This is a genomic window from Burkholderia semiarida (assembly GCF_029268935.1).
Classification (GTDB): Bacteria; Pseudomonadota; Gammaproteobacteria; order Burkholderiales; family Burkholderiaceae; genus Burkholderia; species Burkholderia semiarida.
Genome location: NZ_JAHLCL010000008.1, coordinates 708,763 through 729,131 on the forward strand (window position 1 = coordinate 708,763; position 20,369 = coordinate 729,131).

The following is a 20,369-nucleotide window of genomic DNA, read 5'->3' on the forward strand; positions in this document are numbered from 1 at the left end:
GCGCCATCGCGCCGGCGCGGCCTTCGCGCGGGCTCAGTGCGGCGCGAGCGTCTGCAGCATTTCGTGCAGCTCGAGCCGGTTGTAGGTCGCGCGCAGCACGTCGCGCGGCAGGCATTGCCGCTTCGATACGAGGCTGAAGAGGTGATCGTTGAGCATGCGCGACATGTTGTCTTCCTTGCGCTTCATGAATTCGGCAAGGTAGGGCAGCTTGCCCGGATCGGTCAGCAGGCCGCTGATCTGCTGATTGTTGTTGAAGAGCAGTTCGCTCGCGAGCACGAGGTTCTCGCCATCCTCCGTCGGCACGAGGCACTGGCAGATCACGCCGATCAGGCAGTTCGCGAGCGCGGCCGCATAGCGCTCGCGCTGCTCGGCCGGAAAGAACGACAGCAGCCGCGTGAGCGTGCCGATCGCGCTGCCCGTGTGCATCGTCGCGAGCACGAGGTGGCCCGATTCGCCGGCCTGCAGCGCCGTCTCCGCCGTCTCGGGGTCGCGCACCTCGCCCACCATGATGACGTCGGGCTTTTGCCGCAGCGCTTCGCGCAGGCCGGCCGAGAAGCTCGGCGTGTCGGTGGGCACTTGCCGCTGCGACACGATCGACGTGCGGCCCTCGAGTTCGTATTCGATCGGCTCCTCGATCGTGACGATGTGGCTGTTGCGCGTGCGGTTGATGTGCTCGAGCAGCGACGCGATCGTCGTCGTCTTTCCCGAGCCGGTCGGGCCCGTCACGAGGATCAGCCCCTTGGCGCTGTCGATCATCGAGCGCACGTAGGCGGGCAGGCCGAGCTTGTCGAGCGCGAGCGGCTGCAGCGGCAGGCGCCGGATCGAGATGACGAGCTTGCGGCCGCCATTGGTGCGGTAGATGTTGCAGCGAAGGCGGCAGCGCGTGAGCACGAACGGGCGATCGATCGCGCCGTGCTGAAGCTGCGCCTCCCAGTCCGGTTCGATCGAGGCCAGCGTGGGCAGCATTTCGTCGTGGAGCACGGGCTCCTCGCCGACGGCGAGCCAGCCGCGCGGCGCCTTGATCATGATCGGCCGGTCCTGCTCGATGTGAATATCGGTGAAAGTCTGCCGCAGGTCGATCAATTCGAGAATCTCGCGCGTCAGGTCGCGACGTTCGTGACTCGGAGCGTTCATCGTCAGTGCCCTTCCTATGAAAGATAGTCGGAACTTACATGAAAACTTTGTCTATGTGTCGGCGAAGCATCGGGCGGCGCCGCGTACGTTTCATCGCGGGCGGCGCGTCATGAACTGGGCTTGCCGACTGGGCACCGTGGCCCTCGCCGCCGCGCTCGCATTCGGGGCGACGGCCCCCGTTGCCGAGGCGGCGGCCGTGCGCTGGAAGTCGTCGATCGTCGATTACGAAGCGCAGGGCAAGGACATCAAGGATGTGCTGCGCGACTTCGGCGCGAGCCAGGGCGTCCCCACGCGCATCGCCGCCGATGTGGGCGGCACCGTGAGCGGCAAGTTCCATCTGCCGCCGCGGCGCTTTCTCGATACGCTCGCGGCGTCGTTCGGCTTCGTGTGGTACTACGACGGCGAAGTGCTCGACATCACGACGGCCGCCGAACTGCAGAGCACGCTCGTGAAGCTCGATTCGGCCGATACGGGCGCGCTGCGCGAGGCGCTCGACCGGCTGCGCATCTCCGACGAGCGCTTTCCGATCGTCTACGACAGCGCGCAGGGCACGGCGCTCGTGAGCGGGCCGCCTCGCTACGTGCAGATGGTGACGAACGTGGCGTCGCGGCTCGACAACAACGCCGCGCATCGAAGCGGCACGCAGGTACGCGTCTTTCCGCTCTATCACGCATGGGCGCACGACCGCACGGTGCCCATCGATGGCCAGCAGGTCACGCTGCAGGGCGTGGTGGCCGTGCTCAACGGCATCTACCACCCGCGCACGGCCAAGGCCGCCGACAAGCGCGGCGACGGCGAGGGCGGCCGCCCGGCGAGCGGCGTGAAGCGCACCACGCCGATCAACGACGTGAACGGCAATGCCTACAACGGCCCGTACATTCCGCCGCCGGTGCCGTCGGGCGCGGCCGGCAAGGGCATGTTCGCCGGGCTCACCGGGCAGCCTTCGCCAGCCGTGGCCGCGGCGGTGGGCGAGCCGCCGCCGCCGCAGAACACGAGCACGGCGCCGGCGAGCGACGATCAACTGCCCGTCATCGTCGCGGACCAGCGCACGAACTCCGTCGTGATTCGCGATACGGCCGACCGGATGGATCAGTACGGCAAGCTGATCGATCGCCTCGACGTCAAACCGCAACTGATCGAGATCGAGGCGCACATCATCGAGATCGACGACGACGCGCTGCATCAGCTCGGCGTCGACTGGACCGCGCACAACAGCCACGTCGACGTGCAGACCGGCACCGGCACGCTCGCACAGAGCACCTACAACGGCACGCTCTCGCAGAACTTCGGCCAGACGGCGCTGCCGGGCAACTTGCTCGCGGCGGCGACGCCCGTGGGCGCATCGGTGGCCGCCGTGCTCGGCGACGCCGGCCGCTATCTGATGGCGCGCATCTCGGCGCTGCAGCAGACGAACGCCGCCAAGATCGACGCGAGCCCGAAGGTCGTCACGCTCAACAACATCGAGGCCGTGATGGACAACCAGACGCAGTTTTTCGTGCCGGTGTCGGGATACACGTCGGGCGACCTCTACAGCGTGTCGACGGGCATCTCGCTGCGCGTGCTGCCGATGGTCGTGGAGGAGGACGGGCGCACACGCATCAAGCTCGACGTGGCGATTCAGGACGGCCAGCTCACCGACCGGACGGTCAGCAACCTGCCGGTGATCCAGAACAGCACGATCAACACGCAGGCGTTCATCGAGGAGGGGCAGGCGCTGCTCATCGCCGGCTATCGCGCGGACAGCGCGACGATGGGCGTGACCGGGGTGCCCGGACTCTCGAAGATTCCGTTGATCGGCGCGCTCTTCCGAACCGACAGCCGCCAGAAGAGCCACATGGAGCGGCTCTTCCTGCTGTCGCCGCGCGTCATCTCGCCGTGATTCACCGCAACCGCCCGCACCGGGGAATGCAGGAGGCCATGTGAACGAATCCGATACTCAGCCGCATTCGCTGCCCGGCGGGCAGCCCCGCAAGCCGTCCGAGCCGCGGCCCGCCCCCTCGGGCTTGCCCGCCGAGGGATGCGCCGACGGCGCCGCCGATCGCCGCCTGTCCGACGACGAGGCGCGCCGCGTGCGCGGCACGCTGCGCGGGCTGCCGTGCGGGGTGATCGTGCTCGATCGGGCGGGCGCGGTCGTTCACGCGAACGCACGCGCGCTCGAGATGCTGGCGATGGCGTTGCCCGCGGGCGTCGATTTCAGCGTGGCGCTGAGCGAGCGCTTCGAGATGACGGACGTGCCGAGGCTGCGCGATCTCGAAGCGGGCCGCGAGGTGCGCGTGGACGATTCGACCTTCTGGATTCAGGCGGGCCCCGCTGGTGCGTGCGGCGGTGCGGGGGCGGGCGAATCCGTCATCGCCGTGACCGACGTGACGCCGTTCGCGCGCTCGCTCGACGAGCGGGCCATGTCGCTGCGCTTCTTGCTGCACGATCTGCGCTCGCCGCTCAATTCGATCAGCGCGCTCACGCAGCTCGACGCGAGCGACCCCGAGGCGTTCGAGCGCTGCGGCGGCATGCAGCAGATCACCTCGCTCGCGCAGTACGTGCTCTCGCTCGGCGAGCAGTTCATCTTCTCGTCGGTGACCGAGCATTTGCAGGCGCGCGACTTCAAACGGTTCGATCTGCGCGCGACGCTGCGCCAGATCATCTCGCAGCTGGAGGTCACCGCCGTCTATTGCGGCGTCGCGCTACACTTGTGGCTGCCCGACAGCGCACCGCTCTGGGTGAGCGGCATGCGCAACTTCGTGGCCCGCGCCGTCCAGAACGTCATCGACAATGCCGTTCGCGCGTCGCCGCGCGGCGAGGCGGTGACCGTGTCGATCCGGCAGGCCGACGGTTTCGCCGAGGTGGTCGTCGACGATCGCGCGGGCGGGCTGCCGGGTCTCGTCGAGGGCGATCGGCTGGCCGACTTCGAGAAGCTCGGCAAGCGGACGGCAACGGGCTTCGGCCTCGGGCTCAAGCTCGCCGTGCAGATCGTCGGCATGCACGGCGGCGCACTTTACGCGGAGCTCAACGGGCAAGGCGGTACCATGTTCGTGCTGCGTCTGCCGTGCCTGAATCCTGTCGCCGCGAAGCCGCCCGCGACATCGCTCGTCGATGCCGACCGCGCGTTGCGCGCGGCGCGCGGCGAGTGAGGCGCCGGAGCGCGGCCCGTATTCGTTTGGCACGCGTCGCGCGGACCGGGCGCCGGCTCCCGCGCGGCCGTTGGAACCAAAGGCCCATATGAAATCGCTTGCAGGCAAACCCGTACGCATTCTGTTCGTCGAGGACGACGTCGCGCATCACGCGCTCATCCATTCCTGGCTCAAGAGCGAGGGCTACCACATCGACGCTTTTCACAGCGGGCTCGACGCGCAGCAGTTTCTCTCGGAGCAGTGGGCCGATCTCGCGATTCTCGACTGGGACCTGCCGGGCGTTTCCGGCGACAAGCTGCTGCAAAAGATCCGCAGCCGTTCGCAATCGATCATGCCCGTGATTTTTCAGACCGTGCACTCGGCGGAGTCCGACATCGTGCGCATACTGGATGCAGGTGCCGACGACTATCTCGTGAAACCCTACGACAGGCAGGTGCTGCTTGCGCGCATGCGCGCGCTGCTGCGGCGCTTCGCGCCGATGAACGTGCAGGGCCGCAAGATGTTCGTCGACGGCGAATGCGCGCTCGATCAGCAGGCGCGCTCGCTCGTGGTGGCGGGCGTGGCGCACAAGCTCGGCACCAAGGAGTTCGACATTCTCTGGCATCTCGCCCGGCACACGGGCGCCGTCGTGCTGAGGCAGGATCTGATGAGCGTGGTCTGGGGCTGGGATGCGGCCGTGCAAAGCCGCTCCGTCGACATGTACGTGAGCCGCCTGCGTGCGAGCCTGAAGGCGGCCGGCGTCGGCTGGACCGTGCAATCGGTCTATGCGACGGGTTACCGCCTGACCCTCAAGCCGGATGTGGATCAGTCGGGCGCCGGTGCGTCGGGCGCCGATGCGTCGGGCGCCGGTGCGTCCCCGGAAGGCGCCGCATGAGCGCGGCCCGCATGCGGACGCTCGCACGCGGCGCCGTCGCGGCCTTCGTCTGCGCGGCCGCCGTGCACGCGCAGGCGGCGAGCATGGCGTGGGCCGGCGGCCCCGGCGCGCGCTTCGTCTACGTGACGAACGGCGCGGGCCTCGCGGAGGTCCTGAATGCGTTCGCGGCGGGGCAGCACGTTGCCCTGCGCATCGACGGTCAAGTGGACGGCGTCGTGAGCGGCCGTTTCGCGATGCCGCCGCAGCGTTTTCTCGACGTCATGAGCCGTTCGTACGGATTCGTCTGGTACTACGACGGCGCGGTCCTGCACGTGTCGCCCGCGAACGAGCAGGCGCATGTCGCCATCCGGCCTCACTTCCTTTCCGCGAATGCGCTGCGTGCGTCGCTCGAGCAGGCGGGTCTTGCCGATACGCACTTCCCGTTGACGGTGGATGCCGGCGCGCAAACGGTGAACGTGCGCGGGCCGGCGACCTACGTGGAGCGTATTCGTGCCGCGGCCGAGCGCTTCGAGCGCGACGCGCGAAAGCGCGTGCGTTTGTCCGTGCGGGTGTTTCGCCTGAGTGCCGCGAATGCCGCCGACGAAACGCGCGTGGTCGATGGCCGCACGCTCGTCGTGCCCGGTGTGGCCACGCTGTTGCGGCGCCGTTTCGAGCGCCCGGCCGTCGCGAGCGGGCCCGCCGTTTCCGATGCACCGCGGATCGTCGAGTTCGATGCGGCGCTGCCGGCGATCGAAGCGGATGCGACCACGAATTCCATCCTGATACGCGATCGGGCCGAGCGCATCGACGCCGACGGCGCGCTCGTCGCGAGCCTGGACGTGCGTGCGCAGCTCGTATCGGTCCAGACGTGGGTGGTGGACGTCGATGGCGACGCGCTCGACGCGTTGCGGCCCGCACTGCCGCCGGCCATGGCCGGCGGGGCAGGTGCGCAGGAGGCGACGGCGGCCGCGCGCGAGCACCGCGATGCCGGTATCGCGCCCGACGGCGGCCGCGCGCTGCTCGCGCAGCTCAAGGCATTGGCCGGGAGCGGCCGCGCCGAAATCGAGGTGTCGCAAACGGCGCTCACGCACGACCGCTCGCCGGCCGTCATCGATCGCCACGAGGCACGTCTCGCGCGCCGCGACGAGGATGACCTGCCCGATGACGGCGCCCGCGATCTCTGGCTGTCGATTGCACCGACGGTCGAAGGCGCCGCGTCGATGCCGCGTATCGGCTTGCGCGTGGAACTGGGGCGCCGCGGCGATGCACGCCGCTATCGGGCCGTCGACGAAAGCCTGGCGCCGGGCGAGTGCCTCGTCATCGAGGGACCGGCGCCGTACAACGGCGATGTCGCGCGTCGCGCGGACGATACCGATTCCGGCAGTGCGGGAGAGGGCGGTATGCGCCGCCGCCTCGTCTTGCTGATACCGCGCGTGGCAGCATAGCCGCCGATCGGATGAGCGCCGGCGATGGCGTGAGGGTGAGGCGACGTGCCGTGTCCGAACGGATGCGACGGCTGGTCAGTCAGGCATCGACGCGCGCGGATGCGCCCGTTGCCCGAGGCGCGCTGGCGCTCGCCGGGGTTACGCCCGCAGCCACATGAAATTGCCCGACGCGATGCCCTCGAACATTTCGTCGGGCGATTCGAGGATGTTGTTCTGCCAGTAGCGGCCGTGTTCGGCGTAGTGCGAGAAGAGATCGGCGAGATAATCGCCGGTGATGGTCGGGCCCATCGGCAGATGGACGAGCAGCACGACGTTGCCCGTATCGGATTCGAGGCACAGTTGCGCCTGGTCCTGCGCGTAGATGAGCAGGTTGGCCTCGAGCATGAGCCGGAAAACGACGAGCGACCGGCCGGGCGTGACGGCGCCGTAATGAAAGCTGACATAGACCGAATCGGGGTCGGTCTCGTGGTGATTGAGATGGACGTCGAACCCTTCGATCTCGAGCGTTTGCGTCTCGACGACATACTCGGCGTCGGGCAGTCCGACCACCGCGCAAACCTCGTGAATCAACTCGACGAAACGTTCCCTGCTCATGGGCGGCAATCTCCGGCGAAAATAGGGCGGCCCGGCTGCAAAAACGCGGGGGCACGTAGCCGGAAAGCAGGGCTTTCCGCTTTCGTGCCCCTCGCGCGAACGGACTGCGGCAAGGCGAGTGGCTTACTGGCCCTTCGCGGCGTCGGCGATGTTCTTCGCGCCGTTGTTGCCCACGGAGGCGAGCGCCGACGTTTCCTGCTGCTGCATGTTGATCTGCATCGCGGCCATCGTCATCGCGTTGTTCTGGTTGGCCATGGCCTGCATCTGGCCGACCATGTCGGCGTTTTGCGAACCGGCTTGCGAGACGCCCGAGCTTCCGATCGATGAAGACATGATGTATTCCCCTTATCAAGAAAGTGATGGAAAAAGCACTGCTGTGGGTTGACGCGTGATGCTTCGGTAAAAGACCCTTGGCCGTGATGGCCGCCGGTCCGGGCCGGCTGACGCGCAGCCGGATGCTGCAACTGCAAACTGTTCAACCGTCTTGCGTATCGCCGCGGATGCGGTCAAAGCGCCGCGCCGCGGGCGCTGTGGCGCTCCTGCAGCGTGAGCACGATGCGGCGCGCCGCGATCATCCCGCGATAAAGCTTTTGCAGATCGAGCCGCTCGCGCTCGTCGGCCGCGGACTGCGTGGCCGTACTGATCCGGCGCGCGGTTTCGTCGAAGGCCGCCGCGATGCGCGCGACCCGTTGCGCGCCGTCGGGCGCCGAGAGCGTGGCGTCCAGCGCGTTCAGATCCTGCGCGATGGGAAGCAATGCGTCGTACATGTCGGTTCCTTTGGTGGTCGAGGTCAATTGTTTGCTTCGTCCTTGCTGCTCGCGAACAGATGCTTCGTGCCGTCGGGCGTCTCGATGTAACGCAGCCCGCCCGTGGCGATCACGGCCGTGTACTCGACATCGGGCGCGAGCGCCTGCGCTTCCTTGACATCCACGTCGACGCGCTTGACGTTGTCGCCGAGGTCGGCCCTGATACCTGCGATCAGCGTGCGGAAGGTCGTCATCGACTGCACGCTGCCGCTCACGCGGAAGATGCCGTGGCCCTGGTAATTCACTGCCGCGCCCGTGCCGGCGAGCGACTGCTGGATGTTGTCCACATCCTGCTGCGCGACGTCGTATTCGCGCCGCACCTTGCCGCGCGCGAGGCTGTCCATGATCCGCTGCGCCTTCGCGCTTTCGTCGCTGCTCGTCACGATGCCGCGCACCGCCACACTGTCCTTGCGTGCCATGGCCTGCAGATCGCCGAGGCCTTCGCGGTGCAGGGCCTCCTGCAACTGCCGTGCGAGCGCGTCGGCGTCGAACCTCACGCTCGCCGCCTCGCTCGACTGCGTGCCCGCGAACATCACACCGGCCACGGCGATGCCGCCGATCGCGGCGGTGCAGGCGAGCGCCAGCACCGCCGTGCGCCAGGGCACCTTCGGCGAAGCGGCCGGCGCATGGCCGGCGCCGGGTTCGTCGGCATGGGCCGGGTCCATATCCTGCGCGCCGCTATCCGCGTCGGCCTGCGCCGCGGTGTCGGCGGCAGGCGGCTCGGCCGTCTTCCAGAGGCCCGCCAGCAAATCGAGATCGCGCGGCCAGGCTTCGCCATCGGGGCCCACGCAAAGCACGACGTCGCCGAACGGCACGGCCACGAAGTCCGCCACGAGCACCTCATCGCCGTTCGCCGAGCGGATCCGCGCCACACCGTCCTCGCCCACGCAAAGCTCGATGTCCTCGACCGTCCAGTCGCTGATGCAGACATCGGCGTGCTCGGTGGCGCCGATCCGGTAGGCGCCGCTCGTGAGCCGGACCTGGGCTCCGGCGTGGGTGCCGGTCAGTACTCGAAGCGCTTTCATGATCGTGGTATCCGTGTATCCGACGTGGGTCATGCGGTTGCTGTTGCGGGTCGCCGCTCCGGCGTTGCGCTGCTTCGCGCATCGGGCTGCCGAGCCTCGACCGTCAGAATCAGTTTAGGGTTTAGCCGCTGTCGCAGCCGGCGCCATGCGAACTTCGAACGTCTTATCCGAAGCGCCGGCCGCGGGCTTGGCCGCTCCTTGCCGCGCGGCGCCGGTTTGATCCCCGATCGCGCCGCCCGTCGCGCCGCCCGTGACGGCGGCACCGGCTGGCGCCCCGCGGGCCGGCAGCGCGGCTTGCGTGTCGAGAATGCGTTGCTTCACTGCCGCGATCGATTGATCGTCGTACGTGTATTCGATGCCCGCGCGCTGGCGCGCGAGCGTGTTGTCGAGCGCGACGCCGAGAAGCCCCGCCACCGCGGCGGCCTTGCCCGGGGTCGCCGCGCCTTGCATCAGTGCCGCGTCGCGGTGCGCGTGAAGCCGGGCAGCATTGCGCCGGAGCGCCATCGGCGAACGCATCGCGAGCAGCATCGGCACGGCCAGCAAGGGGCCCAGCTCGATCTGCGCGGCAAGCCGCAGCACCTCCTTCGCGCACGCCGCCGCGAGTTCGGCCGGCAAGTCCGGCGCACCGAGCTTTTGCGCCGCGAGCAGTTGCATCGTGGCCGCGAGCGGCTGGCTGCGCGCGGCGGCCTTGGCCCGGCCCGCCTTGCCGATCGCGAACTTGCGCGGTTTGTCGCGGCCTTCGCCGGACTGACGGCCGTCGCGCCGAGGCTGCCCGTCGCGCGGCCCACTCTGCTGCGGCTGCCCATGCTCCTCGCCCTGCTGATTCGAGCCGCGATCGTGTCCATGGCCGTTGCGATGCTGTTGCTGCCCGTCGCCGTGTTGCTGATCGCGCTCGCGCTTTTGCTGCTGTCCGTGCTTTTGCTGCTGCCCCTGCTCGTGCTTGCGTTCGCGCTCGTGCGGGTGTTCGTGCTCGCGCCGGGGCTCGAGCGCGTGCTGATCGTCCGGCCGTTCGTGAGCCGATGCTTCTTTGCCCTGCGCCTTCGCCGAGCCCGCCGGCCGCGGCCGTTGGCCGAGCTGGCGCATCAGCTTTTGCGCGGAAGGGGGCGGCGGCTTGTGCAAGCCTTCGGCAAAACGCTTGCCGCGGTAGAAAGCGGCGGCGAGCATCTTGTTGTGCTGCATGCGCGCGCGCTGCATCTTCGTGTGCTGCACCTTCACGCCCGTGAAGCCGCGCGCCTGGGTCATCTGCCCCATGTGCTCGGCGCCGGCCTGCGCCTGCTGCGCGAGATCGGCGGCGTGGTGGCCGTGGTTGTTGCGGATCGGCGAATTCACGACGGCACCGCGAGCGTGATGATCTGATTGGCGAAGCGCAGGATCGCGGCGGCGCCCCAGGCGCCGAACATGAGCACGGTGGCCACGACGGCCACGAGCTTCACCGCGTACGAGATGCTTTGATCCTGCATCGACGTGATGGCCTGCACGAACGAGATCGCGAGGCCGGAGAGGGCGGCGACGGCCACCACCGGCATCGAGACGGACAGGCAGAGCAGCAGCCCCTGCGAGGTGATGCGAACGAGCGTATCGGTTTCCATGGCGCGTGCCTCAGCGATAGGTCATGACGAGACCGTGAATCAATGTGGACCAGCCGCTCATGACGACGAACAGGAGCAGCTTGAACGGAATCGCGACGTTCGTCGGCTGGACCTGATTCAGGCCCATCGCCATCAGCACGTTGGCGATGACGAGATCGACAACGATGAACGCGATGTACAGCAGGAAGCCGATCTTGAAGGCGTCGGCCATCTCGGTCAGCGTGAAGGCCGGGGCGAGCACGATGAGGTCGTCCTCGCGGATCTTCGCCGCCATGTCCTTCGGCCAGACCACGGCTGCCGAGCGGACGAAGAACCGCTTTTCGCGCTCGTGCGCGTGCTTCTTCAGAAAGGCGCGAAACGGCTCCTTTGCCGCATCGAATGCATCGAGCACGACGAGCGACGTGTCGCTGCCGGGGGTACGGTGCATCGTCTGCATGGTTTGCATGGCCTGCATGCCGATCGGCGCCATCACGTACGCGGACACGAGGACCGCGATGCCGTTGAGCACCATGTTCGGCGGCACCTGCTGCACGCCGAGCGCGTTGCGCAACAGCCCGAGCACGACCACGATCTTCGCGTACGAGGTCGCGACCATGGCGACGAACGGGATCAGGCTGATCGCGACGACGGTGATCAGCAGCCCGGTGAGATCGCTAAACTGAACCATGGCCGCGCGACAGCTGAACGAGACGCACGCCGAGATGATCGCCGACGCTCACGAGTTCGCCGAAGCCGATCGTCTGCCCGTAGGTGACGAGCCGCACGCGCGCATCGGGCAGCGCGGTGGGAAGCTCGAGCACGTAGCCCGCGCGCAGCGCCGAGAGCTGCGCGACCGGCATCGACACCGTGTCGATCTCGAGCTTCAGCGGCAGGTCCAGCTGGCTGATGTCGACGGGCGTGTCGATCGAATCGGTAAGCGGCGCGTTGAACTGCGTCTCATGGCTCATGGTGGGGTCCTCGTTCAAGGTCATCAGATGGTGGGTGACGTCTGCCACGGCGCGCAGTTGCCGCGTCCCGTAGCGGCCCCAGACGACTTGCATCGGGGCGGATGAACGCTCGCTCGCGAAGAGCGCGCGGGTGGCTTCGGGTACGGCGCGCAAGATGACGTCCCCCGCGCGCAGCGAATCGAGCGTCGTCACGCTCATCGTTTTCTCGCCGATCCGCAGCCGGCCCGGTACGGCGATCTCACTTACGTGGGTGGCGAACGGCGTGCATTGCCGGGCCACGAGCGTTTCGAGCGCGTCGAGCCAGCCGCCGTCGATGTGCTCGATCACCGCATCGAAGCGGCTATCGCCCACGCGCAGCGAGAGCGCGCAGCAAGGCGCGTTCAACGGCGCACGCGCGGCCCGCTCGAGCGAGACGATTTCCACGCCGTCGAAGCCGAGCGCTTGCAGCGCGCGCCGCAGCGGATCGAGCAGGATGGCGCACACGGCATGGCGCAAGCGCTCGTTCACGGGCTCGTCCGACGCGACGACGCTCGCGAGCCCCGCGTGCTGTCCGACGTCGATGCGCACCGCGGCCGTCTCCATGCCCCAGCGCACGCGCACGACGGCGGCGCGCTCCGGCGCCACGAAATCGTGCGTACCGACGCCGAAGGCCGACACGCCGAGCGTGTGAGCGAGCAGTGCGCTCAGGCGCTCGTCGACGGCGAGCCGATGCAGGCGCGCGGTGGCGGCCGCAAGCGCGGGCAGCCGCGCGGGATCGAGCAAGACGGCCGCCGCCGGCGCTTGGGCGCCTGCCTCGGCGTGGTCTGTCAGTAGCGTTCGTGTGGTATCCATATTGGTTTTACGTGACGATGATCTCGACGCTGCGCGCGCCGTCGAAGCGGTTTTGCATCACTTCCTCGAGGCTCGTGCGCAACGTCGCCGCATGCTGTGAGATTAGTTCGCGCGAGCGTGCGTCCGTGGTGTCGAAGCGAAGCGTCAATTGGAAATGCGAAAGCGCGAGGCTCAACGTGCAGCCAGGCAGCAGCGCCGGATCGATGGGAATCGTGATCTGCCAGTCGCCGCTTTCGAATACGATCGGATTCGCGCAGAAGTCCGACACCTCGGCGACGATCGAATCGACGAACCGGTTCATGTCCTGGCCCGTGCGCGCCGGTGCCCGCACGGCGGCCACGACGTGCGGGCCGCCCGCTGTGGGGCGCTGCGGCTCGCCCGCGGCGTGTACGCGCGGCATGTGCGGCATGTCCGGCGCGGCCGTCGAGGGCGGTGCGTTGGGCGGCCACTGCGATGAAAGCGGCGCCGCGCCGCGCGCCGGCATCGGCATCGGTGCGGGCATCGTCGAATATGCCGGGACGTGCATGAACCCCTGCATGGCCGAATGCACCGGCAGGCGCATCGTCGAATGCAAGGGCGGATGAATCGGCGCTGCCGATCGACCATGCGCGGCAGCGTCGTCGCCTTCGTCGCCGGAGCCGGCCGGCGCGTCGTCGTCGCGCTCGCCGCTGCCGGCATCGTCGCGATGTTCGTCCGCGGCGAACCCGGCGACCGGATAGCGCGGATCGGCTTGCTCGGCGAATGAAGGCTCGGCCGGCGCGGCGCATGGCTGCTCGTCGCCGGGCGTTTCCGACGCGCCGGCGTGCACGCCTTCGCGCAGGCGCTGAAAAAGGGCGGCCTGGCGGCTCAACTGCGCGGCCGGCATCTCGGGTGCGGGGTCGGTGTGCGTGGCCGGCGCCGCGATGACGCGGGCGCGATGAGGGGCGGAGGAATGCATGGCGGGGCTCGCTCGATCACATCGCCAGGCGGCCGACGGGCTGGAGATCGACGTGCGAGCCGAGCTCCTGGTACGAATACACGGGCAGCCAGGGCAGCCGCGCCTCGATCATGCGCTTGATGTAGCGCCGGATATCCATCGAGGCGACGAGCGCCAGCGGCTGCCGCGGCGTATCGCCGACGATGTCAGCGATCTTGCCGACGAGCTGGGCGATTTCGTCGGGCGGCAGCGCGAGGAAGTTGCCCGTGGGGGTCTGTTTGATCGACTGCCGGATGTGCTGCTCGACCTGAACGTCGACGAGTACGACGGGCAGATCCCGCACGCCACCCGTCGCGCGATAGGCGATGAGCCGGCCGAGCTCCATGCGGATGTATTCGGTCAACATCAGCATGTCCTTCTCCTTCGGTCCCCAGACGATCAGGCTTTCGGTGATGCTGCGGATATTGCGCACGGGCACCTCTTCCTCCAGCAGCCGGCGCAGCACGTCCGCCATCTTCTGCAGCGGCAGTGCCTTTTGTACCTCCGCGACGAGGCCCGGGTAGTCCTCGTTGAGCTGATCGAGCATCCATTGCGCTTCCTGAATGCCGAGAAAGAGATGGGCATTGCGCCGCAGCAGGTCGATCGTGTGGCGTGCAATCAATGCTTCCGGTGTCGCCGCGGCGGCTGGCGCGTCCGCGGCGCCGCCGTCGGCCGCCGCGTGTACCGCGCGCGTTTCGGCGAGCGTCGTGCGCCCTTGCGGCACGTCGAAGAGGAGTACCTCGTAACTGTCTTCGGGCAGCGTGCCGTCGGTCCACATCATGATGCCGGGGAACGGCAGGCCGACTGCCGATTGCAGCGCGTGGCGCTGGGCGTCGAACGCGCGGTCGAGGGCATCGGCCGCGAGACGCGCGCTGACATCGGCTGCGAGGCGCACGCCGAGCGGGCACGTGAACTGCGGCGGGCGTGGCAGGATCGACGGCGCGTCGCCCTTGGCGCCGGCGCGCTGCAGTGCCCCGACGGGCTTGCCGGCGCCTTTGGCCGGACCATCCTGCTTTTTCTGCAGACGGTAGCCGACGAAGCCGAGCAGCCCGGCGAGCAGCGCGAAGAGCGCCGCCGGAAAACCGGGCACGGCGGCGAAGCCGAGCAGCAACAGCGCGGCGAAGAACAGCGCGCGCGCGCTGCTCGTGAACTGGCGCCTGATGTCTTCGCCGAGGGAGGAATTTCCATGGTCGCCGCCTTCGTCCACGCGCGTGATCATGACACCCGCGGCCACCGAGATCAGCAGCGAGGGAATCTGCGAGACCATGGCGTCACCGATCGACAGGACCGAGAAGCGGTTGGCCGCCTCCCCGGCCGACATGCCGTGATAGGCGACGCCCACGGCGATGCCCGCGACGATGTTGATCATCGTGATCATGAGGCCGGCGATCGCATCGCCTTTCACGAACTTCATCGCGCCGTCCATGCCGCCATGCAATTGGCTTTCGATGGCGAGCCTTGCGCGTTTCCTGCGCGCCTCGTCCGGCGTCAGGATGTTCGCGCGCAGGTCGGCGTCGATGCTCATCTGTTTGCCGGGCAGCGCGTCGAGCGTGAAGCGGGCCCCCACTTCGGCGACGCGCTCCGAACCCTTGGCGATCACGATGAACTGCACGACGGAGATGATGACGAACACGACGAGGCCGACGACGAGATTGCCGCCCACGACGAGCTGGCCGAAGCTTTCGATGATTTCGCCGGCATCGGCATGCAGCAGGATCGACTTCGTCGACGCGATGTTCAGCGAGAGCCGGAAAAGCGTCGTGAAGAGCAGCACGGACGGGAACGCCGAGAGCGTGGCGATATGGCCCACATACATCGTCACCATGAGCAGCGTGATGCTGATCGTGATGTTGATCGCGAGCAGCCCGTCGATGATCGCGGGAGGCAGCGGCAGGATCATCAGCGAGACGATCGCGATCAGCAGGACGGCGATGCCGGCCTCGCCGATGCCGGGCAGTTTCATGGTCTTGAACATGTCCACTACTCCGTGGTGGCGGTTTGAGGCGCGAGGCCGTCCACCCAGCGAAGAATCGCGGCGACGACTTCGAACAGTTCTTCGGGAATCGGCTGATTGAGCGGCACCTTGTGCAGCATGCGCGCGACGGGCGGGTTCGCGACGATGGGCACGCGCGCGTGCATGGCCTGCTGGCGCAGCCGCAGCGCCTGCTCGTCGACGCCCTTGGCGAGGACGACGGGCAGCGGAAACTCCGCCGGGTCGTAGCGCAGCGCGACCGCGTAGTGAACCGGGTTGACCACGACGACGTTCGCGCGCGCGACGCCGCCTTTCGGGCCTTCCTGCGATATCTCCCTGGCCATGCGCTTGCGCTCGCCCTTGAGTTCGGGGTTGCCTTCGCTCTCCTTGTGCTCGCGCTTCACCTCGTCCTTCGACATCCGGTTCTTGCGGATGAAGAGCCACTTCTGCAGCTTGTAGTCGAACGCGCCGATGACGACGAACACGCCGAGCGCGACCACGACCACGTGCATGAGCACGGACCACAGCACGCCGATCAACTGCGGTACCGAGTGATCGAGCGCGCTCGCCACCACGGGCATCGCGCTTTTGATCGTCTGCCACATGACGGCGACGAGAATCGCGGCCTTGCCGACCATCTTCGCGAGGTCGATGGCGGAGTTCATCGAGAAGATGCGCTGAAAGCCGGACCCGGGGCTGACCGACGCAAGCTTCGGCATGACGGCTTTCAGCGAAAACTTGAGCCCCGTCTGGGGGGCGAGCGCGATGATGGCGGCGACGAGCGCGACGGCCGCGATCCCGCACAGCAGGCCAAGCGCCTGCAGGCCGACATGAACGAGGACGGTCCAGAGGTCCTGCAACTCGCGCTCGCCGTGAGTGAAATCGATCGCCTCCTTGACGATCGCGCGCAGCGTATCGGCCAGATAGTGCTGGCCCGCCGTCAGCACGAGCACGATCGAGCCGAGCGAAGCGACTTCGACGAGGTCGGAACTCTTCGCGACCTGGCCTTCCTCGCGGACTTTGTCCAGCTTCTTGTCTGTGGGCTCTTCGGTTTTTTCGTCGCTCATGACCGCTGTCCTTCGCTTGTCGCAGGCGCGCACCCGGGATGGGGCGCCCCGATGCAACGTTAGCGGCGCCGCTGTATCCGGCGCGATGGCGATGCGAAGCAAGGACGAGGGCTGCGAAGCAAGGCGGCGCGACGGCGCGTCGCTCGGGCGCGGGCCACGTGAGCCAGGCGACCCGCGCGGCGGGCACGCGCGAAGACGTCCGCGAACGCGGCACGCGCCGCCGCCCATCGCATGCGGCGCTTCGCAATTCGTTGTGCGACTTCGTGCCGGGCACGTGGCGTATCCATCGTGTTGCGTAACTTAGCGTCAACGGAAGGCCACGCCTCATCGGGTGCGGCCCATCGGATCGAATCTGATTTCCTTGGGGGAAAGGATGGACGTTCTGAAGGATCGGCCGCAGTGCCCATCGGGAGTCGTCGGCGCGGTCGTCGACCTGGTCAGGGTGGCATTGGCCCGCGCAGGCACACCGGAGCAAGTCGATATCGACGATCTCGAGCACCTCGTCGAAGTGCTGCATCTGCTGCGCCCGGATTCCGCCGAATTCGCGTTTTTCGACGGCTGGCTGCATATGGTGCGCGAGGAATGGAGCGAGGCCGAACGGCTCTTTCGCAATCTGGTCGAGCGCTCGGTCTGCGTGCCGGCCAGCAAGGGAATGTTGCTGCAGTGCCTGAAGGCCCGCCAGGAGTTCGGTTGGCAGGAGGAGGCCCGGCGCCTCCTGGAGGAAGGCGGCAACGAAGAGGTTGAACGGCTCGCGAAGGTTCTGCTTGCGAGCGAGGAGCTGAAGCAGGCGGTCGCGACCGCGAAGCGCACGGGCCGCTTCGTTGCGCCGGATTCCGCGCTCGCGTTCGAGAACGGAGCGCATGCCGAAGACGGCGAAGCGGTCGCGACGCCGTCGTCCTCATCCAGCGACATGCTGCTGACGATGCAGTACATGCGTGTCTGAGCCTGTTGCCCCTACCAGGAGAAACGAAATGAGCATCACGACTGCATCGCAACTCCAGTACGAACTGGCCCGCGTCACCGGCACGACGCCCGCGGCGCCGACCGCGGACGCGGTATCGCAGCCGCTCGTCGACAAATTCCAGGCGATGATGGCTTCGGGGCGCCAGCATGCGGCGGCCTTGCACCCGACCGAGCGCGCGGACCTCGTGACGAAAGCGGTCGAGGAGCAGGCGGACTATTACCGGCAAGTGCCGAACGACGTGCTCTACATGACTCAGCACATGAGCGCGCTGTCGATGGAGCGCCTTGCCGCCGCCGACATGACCATCCAGCTCGAGATCGCCAGCCTGAACGCCGATCTGCAGGTGAAGATGGCAACCGTGCAGTCGTCGAAGGACGCCGTGCAGACGCTCATGAAGAACCAGTGAAATGAAACCGAACCTCGTGCCTTCGAGGCCGCCCTCCGCATGGCGGCTCGTCGCGGTGGCGGCGCTCGTGCTGTCGCTTGCGGCCTGCAAGCAGGAGCTCTACGGGCAACTGACCGAAAGCGACTGCAACGAAATGGTGGCCGCGCTGCTGATGTCCGGCGTCGACGCGCAAAAGAGCACGCCCGATGGCGGCAAGACCTGGTCGGTCGGCGTCGACGAAAAGCAGATCGTGCATGCCGTGGAAGTGCTGCGCGCACGCGGCCTGCCGCGCAAGAAATTCGACGACCTCGGCGCGCTGTTCAAGAAGGACGGGCTCGTTTCGACGCCGACCGAGGAGCGCGTGCGCTTCATTTACGGTTTGTCGCAGGAGCTCGACGACACGTTGTCGAAGATCGACGGCGTGGTCGTGGCGCGCGTGCAGATCGTGCTGCCGAACAACGATCCGCTCGCGCAGTCGGTCAAGCCGTCGTCCGCATCGGTCTTCATCAAGTACCGGCCGGACGCGAATCTCGAGCGGATGACGCCGGCGATCAAGAACCTGGTCGTGCACAGCATAGAGGGGCTGACCTACGATCAGGTCAGCGTGACGAGCGTGCCGGCCGATGCGCTCGATCCACCTGCCCACCCGCATCGCCAGGACGGCTGGATCGTCTATGCGGGCGGCGCACTCGGCGTGCTGCTGTTGATGATCGCCGGCGGCTTCGCGCTCTTGCGCGGCAACCTGCTCAAGGGCGGCGGCGGACTGGCGGGCCTGCTCGCGCGCCGGGCGGGGCGCGCGGCGAAAGCGCCGGCATGAGCTTCGATCCGAACGATCGCATGGCCGGCAGGGCAAGCAGGGGGAGCACACGATGAGCGCATACGACGCAGCCGATGCATACGACGCAACCGCCGACAGCGTTGCCGCCCCGAACGGCGAGACGCCGGCGGCCGTCGCGGCGAGGCTGGCCGCCTACCATCAGCGCCGGCGTACGCTGTTCGACTGGATGCATCCGGCGCGCCTTGCACGCGTGCCCTGTGCAGACCGGCTCGGCGCATGCGGCCCCGCGCAGGCGGAGGCGCTTGCCGATGCGCTGCTCGACGAATGGGGCATGCCCGTGCCGCCGCTTGCCGCGTTCAACGCGCCGGAAGCGGCGCTTGCCTTGCTGCCGGCGCACGATTGTCTGACCGTGTTCCGCCTGCGCGCGCTCGTGGAGCAGGTGGAGCCATTGCGCACCTGGATCGACCGGCCGCGTCGCGAGAAGTTGACGGCCTGGATCGGGGCGCGCGGCGTCAATCTGCTCTTCGCGCGCGGGCGAGAGCTTGCGGGCGAGGCGCGCTCGCTGGCCGCGCGCGCGCACACCGCGGCATCGGTCATGCAAGTGCCGCTCGACGCGGCCGATGGCGACGTCCTCGCGTGGCTCGGCTTTCGGCTTTTCGAGCGCGACTGCCGATGGGCGCCGGGCGGCCCGCTCGCGATCATGCGGTGGGCCATGCCGGCGCGCGACGATGAAGGGGCGTTGCCGTCCCTTTCGTTGCCGCCGTCACTACCGTCTTCGGAAGGCTCGAGCCCGAGCCTTTCGATCGTCTCGCAACTGCCCGACTTGTTTCCGGAGTGGTCATGGTGATCTGGTTACGCAATCCGCAGGCCGAAGGCACGGACCTCGGCGTGGGAGTCGAAGGGGACGTCCTGCGTCATGAACGCCTCGCGGCGATCGTCGAGATCGATGCGGCGTACGCCGAGATGCGCCGGCAATGCGACGAGGCGCTGGACGCGGCGCGCGCCCAGGCCCGCGTGCTGCTCGACGAAGCCCGCGCCCGCGCGGAAGAGCTCGCCGAGCGTGCGGTGCGTGAGTTCGCGCAAGCGGCCGAGCGGGGCTACGACGATGGTTTGCGGCGGGGGCTGACCGATTGGCACGAACGCGCGGCGGCCGCGCACGCCGAAGCCTGCCGGCTCGCGCCCGGGCAGCAGGACCGGCTGGCCGAACTGGTCGCGCTGGCGGTCGAGCAGATCGTTGCGTCGGCCGATCCCAAGGCGCTTTTCGCGCGCGCGGCCGCGACGGTCGAGCGGATCGTCGCCGACGGCAGCCCCGTTCATCTGCGTGTTCATCCGTCGGATCTGGCCGCGGCGAGCGCGGCCTTCGACGAAGCGGCCGCGGCGTGGCGCGAGGCCGGGCGCGCCGTGCGGTTGCGCGTGGCGGCCGACGCGACGCTTGCGCCCGGCGCATGCGTCGCCGAAACCGACCTGGGCGCGATCGACGCGAGCCTGTCGTTGCACCTGGCGGCGATGCGCGACGCCCTGGCGCGCGCGGTGCGAAGCGTGGCGGAGGAGCCCTCGCGCGAGGCGCCGAATGCGCGGCCCGGGGATGACGCACAAGCGGTCGACGCGCAGGCCGGTTTCGCCGGCGAGGATCTGGCGGACCCGGATGCGCGCGCGAACGACGGCGGCGATGGCGGCGAGGGCGGCGAGGGCGGCGAGGGCGGCGACGGCGGCGACGGCGGCGATGGCGGCAACCTCGGCGACGAAGGAGGTTGGCAGGACGATGCCGCGGCCCTGCAAACGGCGGGGGACCTGCACGACGAGGGTTGGACCGATGCCGCGCATGCCGACGCCGACGCGATGTCCATCTGAACGGGCCTTCGCGCGGCACGTGGAAGAACACATGACAAGGAAGGG

Annotated in this window: 22 protein-coding genes; 10 read left to right on the top strand and 12 right to left on the bottom strand. The window is 68.2% G+C overall.

Annotated features, from left to right (window positions below):
- Positions 1 to 33: 33 nt before the first annotated feature.
- Positions 34 to 1,140, bottom strand: a complete 1,107-nt coding sequence (locus tag KPB06_RS26480; protein WP_416045987.1) for a type IV pilus twitching motility protein PilT — start codon at positions 1,138 to 1,140, stop codon at positions 34 to 36.
- A 103-nt stretch (positions 1,141 to 1,243) separates the two neighbouring features.
- Here KPB06_RS26480 and sctC point away from each other — a divergent pair, with 103 nt between their 5' ends.
- From sctC to KPB06_RS26500, 4 genes are all read left to right on the top strand, one after another.
- Positions 1,244 to 3,013, top strand: coding sequence for a type III secretion system outer membrane ring subunit SctC (gene sctC, locus KPB06_RS26485; RefSeq protein WP_059583120.1), 1,770 nt, complete (start codon positions 1,244 to 1,246; stop codon positions 3,011 to 3,013).
- Positions 3,014 to 3,053: 40 nt separating this feature from the next.
- On the top strand, positions 3,054 to 4,262 hold the full coding sequence (locus tag KPB06_RS26490; protein WP_059582645.1) for a sensor histidine kinase: 1,209 nt from the start codon (positions 3,054 to 3,056) through the stop codon (positions 4,260 to 4,262).
- An 88-nt stretch (positions 4,263 to 4,350) separates the two neighbouring features.
- Positions 4,351 to 5,136, top strand: a complete 786-nt coding sequence (locus KPB06_RS26495; RefSeq protein ID WP_059583117.1) for a response regulator transcription factor — start codon at positions 4,351 to 4,353, stop codon at positions 5,134 to 5,136.
- Positions 5,133 to 6,560, top strand: coding sequence for a secretin N-terminal domain-containing protein (locus KPB06_RS26500; RefSeq protein WP_059582643.1), 1,428 nt, complete (start codon positions 5,133 to 5,135; stop codon positions 6,558 to 6,560). Before KPB06_RS26495 ends, KPB06_RS26500 begins: the two co-directional genes overlap by 4 nt.
- A gap of 138 nt (positions 6,561 to 6,698) precedes the next feature.
- On the opposite strand, the gene KPB06_RS26505 is transcribed toward KPB06_RS26500, so the two are convergent.
- From KPB06_RS26505 to KPB06_RS26525, 5 genes are all read right to left on the bottom strand, one after another.
- Positions 6,699 to 7,154 carry a type III secretion system chaperone family protein gene (locus KPB06_RS26505; RefSeq protein WP_059582641.1) on the bottom strand — a complete coding sequence of 152 codons (456 nt, stop codon included), beginning with the start codon at positions 7,152 to 7,154 and terminating at the stop codon, positions 6,699 to 6,701.
- Positions 7,155 to 7,277: 123 nt separating this feature from the next.
- The gene (locus tag KPB06_RS26510; RefSeq protein ID WP_006765597.1) at positions 7,278 to 7,487 is read right to left on the bottom strand and encodes a hypothetical protein; all 210 of its coding nucleotides are present in this window, start codon (positions 7,485 to 7,487) and stop codon (positions 7,278 to 7,280) included.
- Positions 7,488 to 7,660: 173 nt separating this feature from the next.
- Entirely contained in the window at positions 7,661 to 7,921 is a 261-nt protein-coding gene (locus KPB06_RS26515; RefSeq protein ID WP_011660757.1) for a hypothetical protein, read from the bottom strand.
- Positions 7,922 to 7,944: 23 nt separating this feature from the next.
- On the bottom strand, positions 7,945 to 9,018 hold the full coding sequence (gene hrpD5 / locus KPB06_RS26520; protein WP_081068206.1) for an HrpD5 family protein: 1,074 nt from the start codon (positions 9,016 to 9,018) through the stop codon (positions 7,945 to 7,947).
- A gap of 81 nt (positions 9,019 to 9,099) precedes the next feature.
- Entirely contained in the window at positions 9,100 to 9,564 is a 465-nt protein-coding gene (locus tag KPB06_RS26525; protein WP_226094071.1) for a hypothetical protein, read from the bottom strand.
- Positions 9,565 to 9,618: 54 nt separating this feature from the next.
- On the opposite strand from KPB06_RS26525, the gene KPB06_RS26530 reads away from it, so the two are divergent.
- Positions 9,619 to 10,341, top strand: coding sequence for a hypothetical protein (locus KPB06_RS26530; protein ID WP_226094070.1), 723 nt, complete (start codon positions 9,619 to 9,621; stop codon positions 10,339 to 10,341).
- On the opposite strand, the gene sctS is transcribed toward KPB06_RS26530, so the two are convergent.
- From sctS to sctU, 6 genes are read right to left on the bottom strand one after another with little or no spacing between them, the layout of a single operon-like run.
- Positions 10,311 to 10,574: a type III secretion system export apparatus subunit SctS gene (gene sctS, locus KPB06_RS26535; protein WP_059582636.1), complete on the bottom strand. Its 264-nt coding sequence runs from the start codon at positions 10,572 to 10,574 to the stop codon at positions 10,311 to 10,313. The genes KPB06_RS26530 and sctS overlap by 31 nt on opposite strands.
- A gap of 10 nt (positions 10,575 to 10,584) precedes the next feature.
- Positions 10,585 to 11,241 (bottom strand): type III secretion system export apparatus subunit SctR, encoded by a 657-nt coding sequence (gene sctR, locus KPB06_RS26540; protein ID WP_059582633.1) that lies wholly within the window; start codon positions 11,239 to 11,241, stop codon positions 10,585 to 10,587.
- Entirely contained in the window at positions 11,228 to 12,352 is a 1,125-nt protein-coding gene (sctQ, locus tag KPB06_RS26545) for a type III secretion system cytoplasmic ring protein SctQ (RefSeq protein WP_059582630.1), read from the bottom strand. The genes sctR and sctQ overlap by 14 nt, the downstream gene beginning before the upstream one ends.
- Positions 12,353 to 12,359: 7 nt before the next feature.
- Positions 12,360 to 13,289 (bottom strand): type III secretion system protein SctP, encoded by a 930-nt coding sequence (sctP, locus tag KPB06_RS26550; RefSeq protein ID WP_059582628.1) that lies wholly within the window; start codon positions 13,287 to 13,289, stop codon positions 12,360 to 12,362.
- Between the two features lie 16 nt (positions 13,290 to 13,305).
- Complete coding sequence (locus KPB06_RS26555; RefSeq protein ID WP_059583109.1) at positions 13,306 to 15,282, bottom strand: FHIPEP family type III secretion protein; 1,977 nt, start codon at positions 15,280 to 15,282, stop codon at positions 13,306 to 13,308.
- A 5-nt stretch (positions 15,283 to 15,287) separates the two neighbouring features.
- The gene (gene sctU / locus KPB06_RS26560) at positions 15,288 to 16,346 is read right to left on the bottom strand and encodes a type III secretion system export apparatus subunit SctU (RefSeq protein ID WP_059582625.1); all 1,059 of its coding nucleotides are present in this window, start codon (positions 16,344 to 16,346) and stop codon (positions 15,288 to 15,290) included.
- 373 nt (positions 16,347 to 16,719) lie between these two features.
- Here sctU and KPB06_RS26565 point away from each other — a divergent pair, with 373 nt between their 5' ends.
- From KPB06_RS26565 to sctL, 5 genes are read left to right on the top strand one after another with little or no spacing between them, the layout of a single operon-like run.
- On the top strand, positions 16,720 to 17,289 hold the full coding sequence (locus KPB06_RS26565; protein WP_059582619.1) for an HrpB1 family type III secretion system apparatus protein: 570 nt from the start codon (positions 16,720 to 16,722) through the stop codon (positions 17,287 to 17,289).
- Positions 17,290 to 17,317: 28 nt separating this feature from the next.
- Positions 17,318 to 17,716 carry a serine kinase gene (locus tag KPB06_RS26570; protein WP_060311186.1) on the top strand — a complete coding sequence of 133 codons (399 nt, stop codon included), beginning with the start codon at positions 17,318 to 17,320 and terminating at the stop codon, positions 17,714 to 17,716.
- Position 17,717: 1 nt separating this feature from the next.
- Entirely contained in the window at positions 17,718 to 18,512 is a 795-nt protein-coding gene (sctJ, locus tag KPB06_RS26575) for a type III secretion system inner membrane ring lipoprotein SctJ (protein ID WP_099317280.1), read from the top strand.
- A 52-nt stretch (positions 18,513 to 18,564) separates the two neighbouring features.
- A complete protein-coding gene (locus tag KPB06_RS26580) occupies positions 18,565 to 19,320 on the top strand; it encodes a type III secretion protein HrpB4 (protein WP_275905920.1) in 756 nt (251 codons plus the stop codon).
- Positions 19,314 to 20,324 carry a type III secretion system stator protein SctL gene (gene sctL, locus KPB06_RS26585; protein WP_275905919.1) on the top strand — a complete coding sequence of 337 codons (1,011 nt, stop codon included), beginning with the start codon at positions 19,314 to 19,316 and terminating at the stop codon, positions 20,322 to 20,324. Before KPB06_RS26580 ends, sctL begins: the two co-directional genes overlap by 7 nt.
- The last annotated feature ends 45 nt before the right edge of the window (positions 20,325 to 20,369 follow it).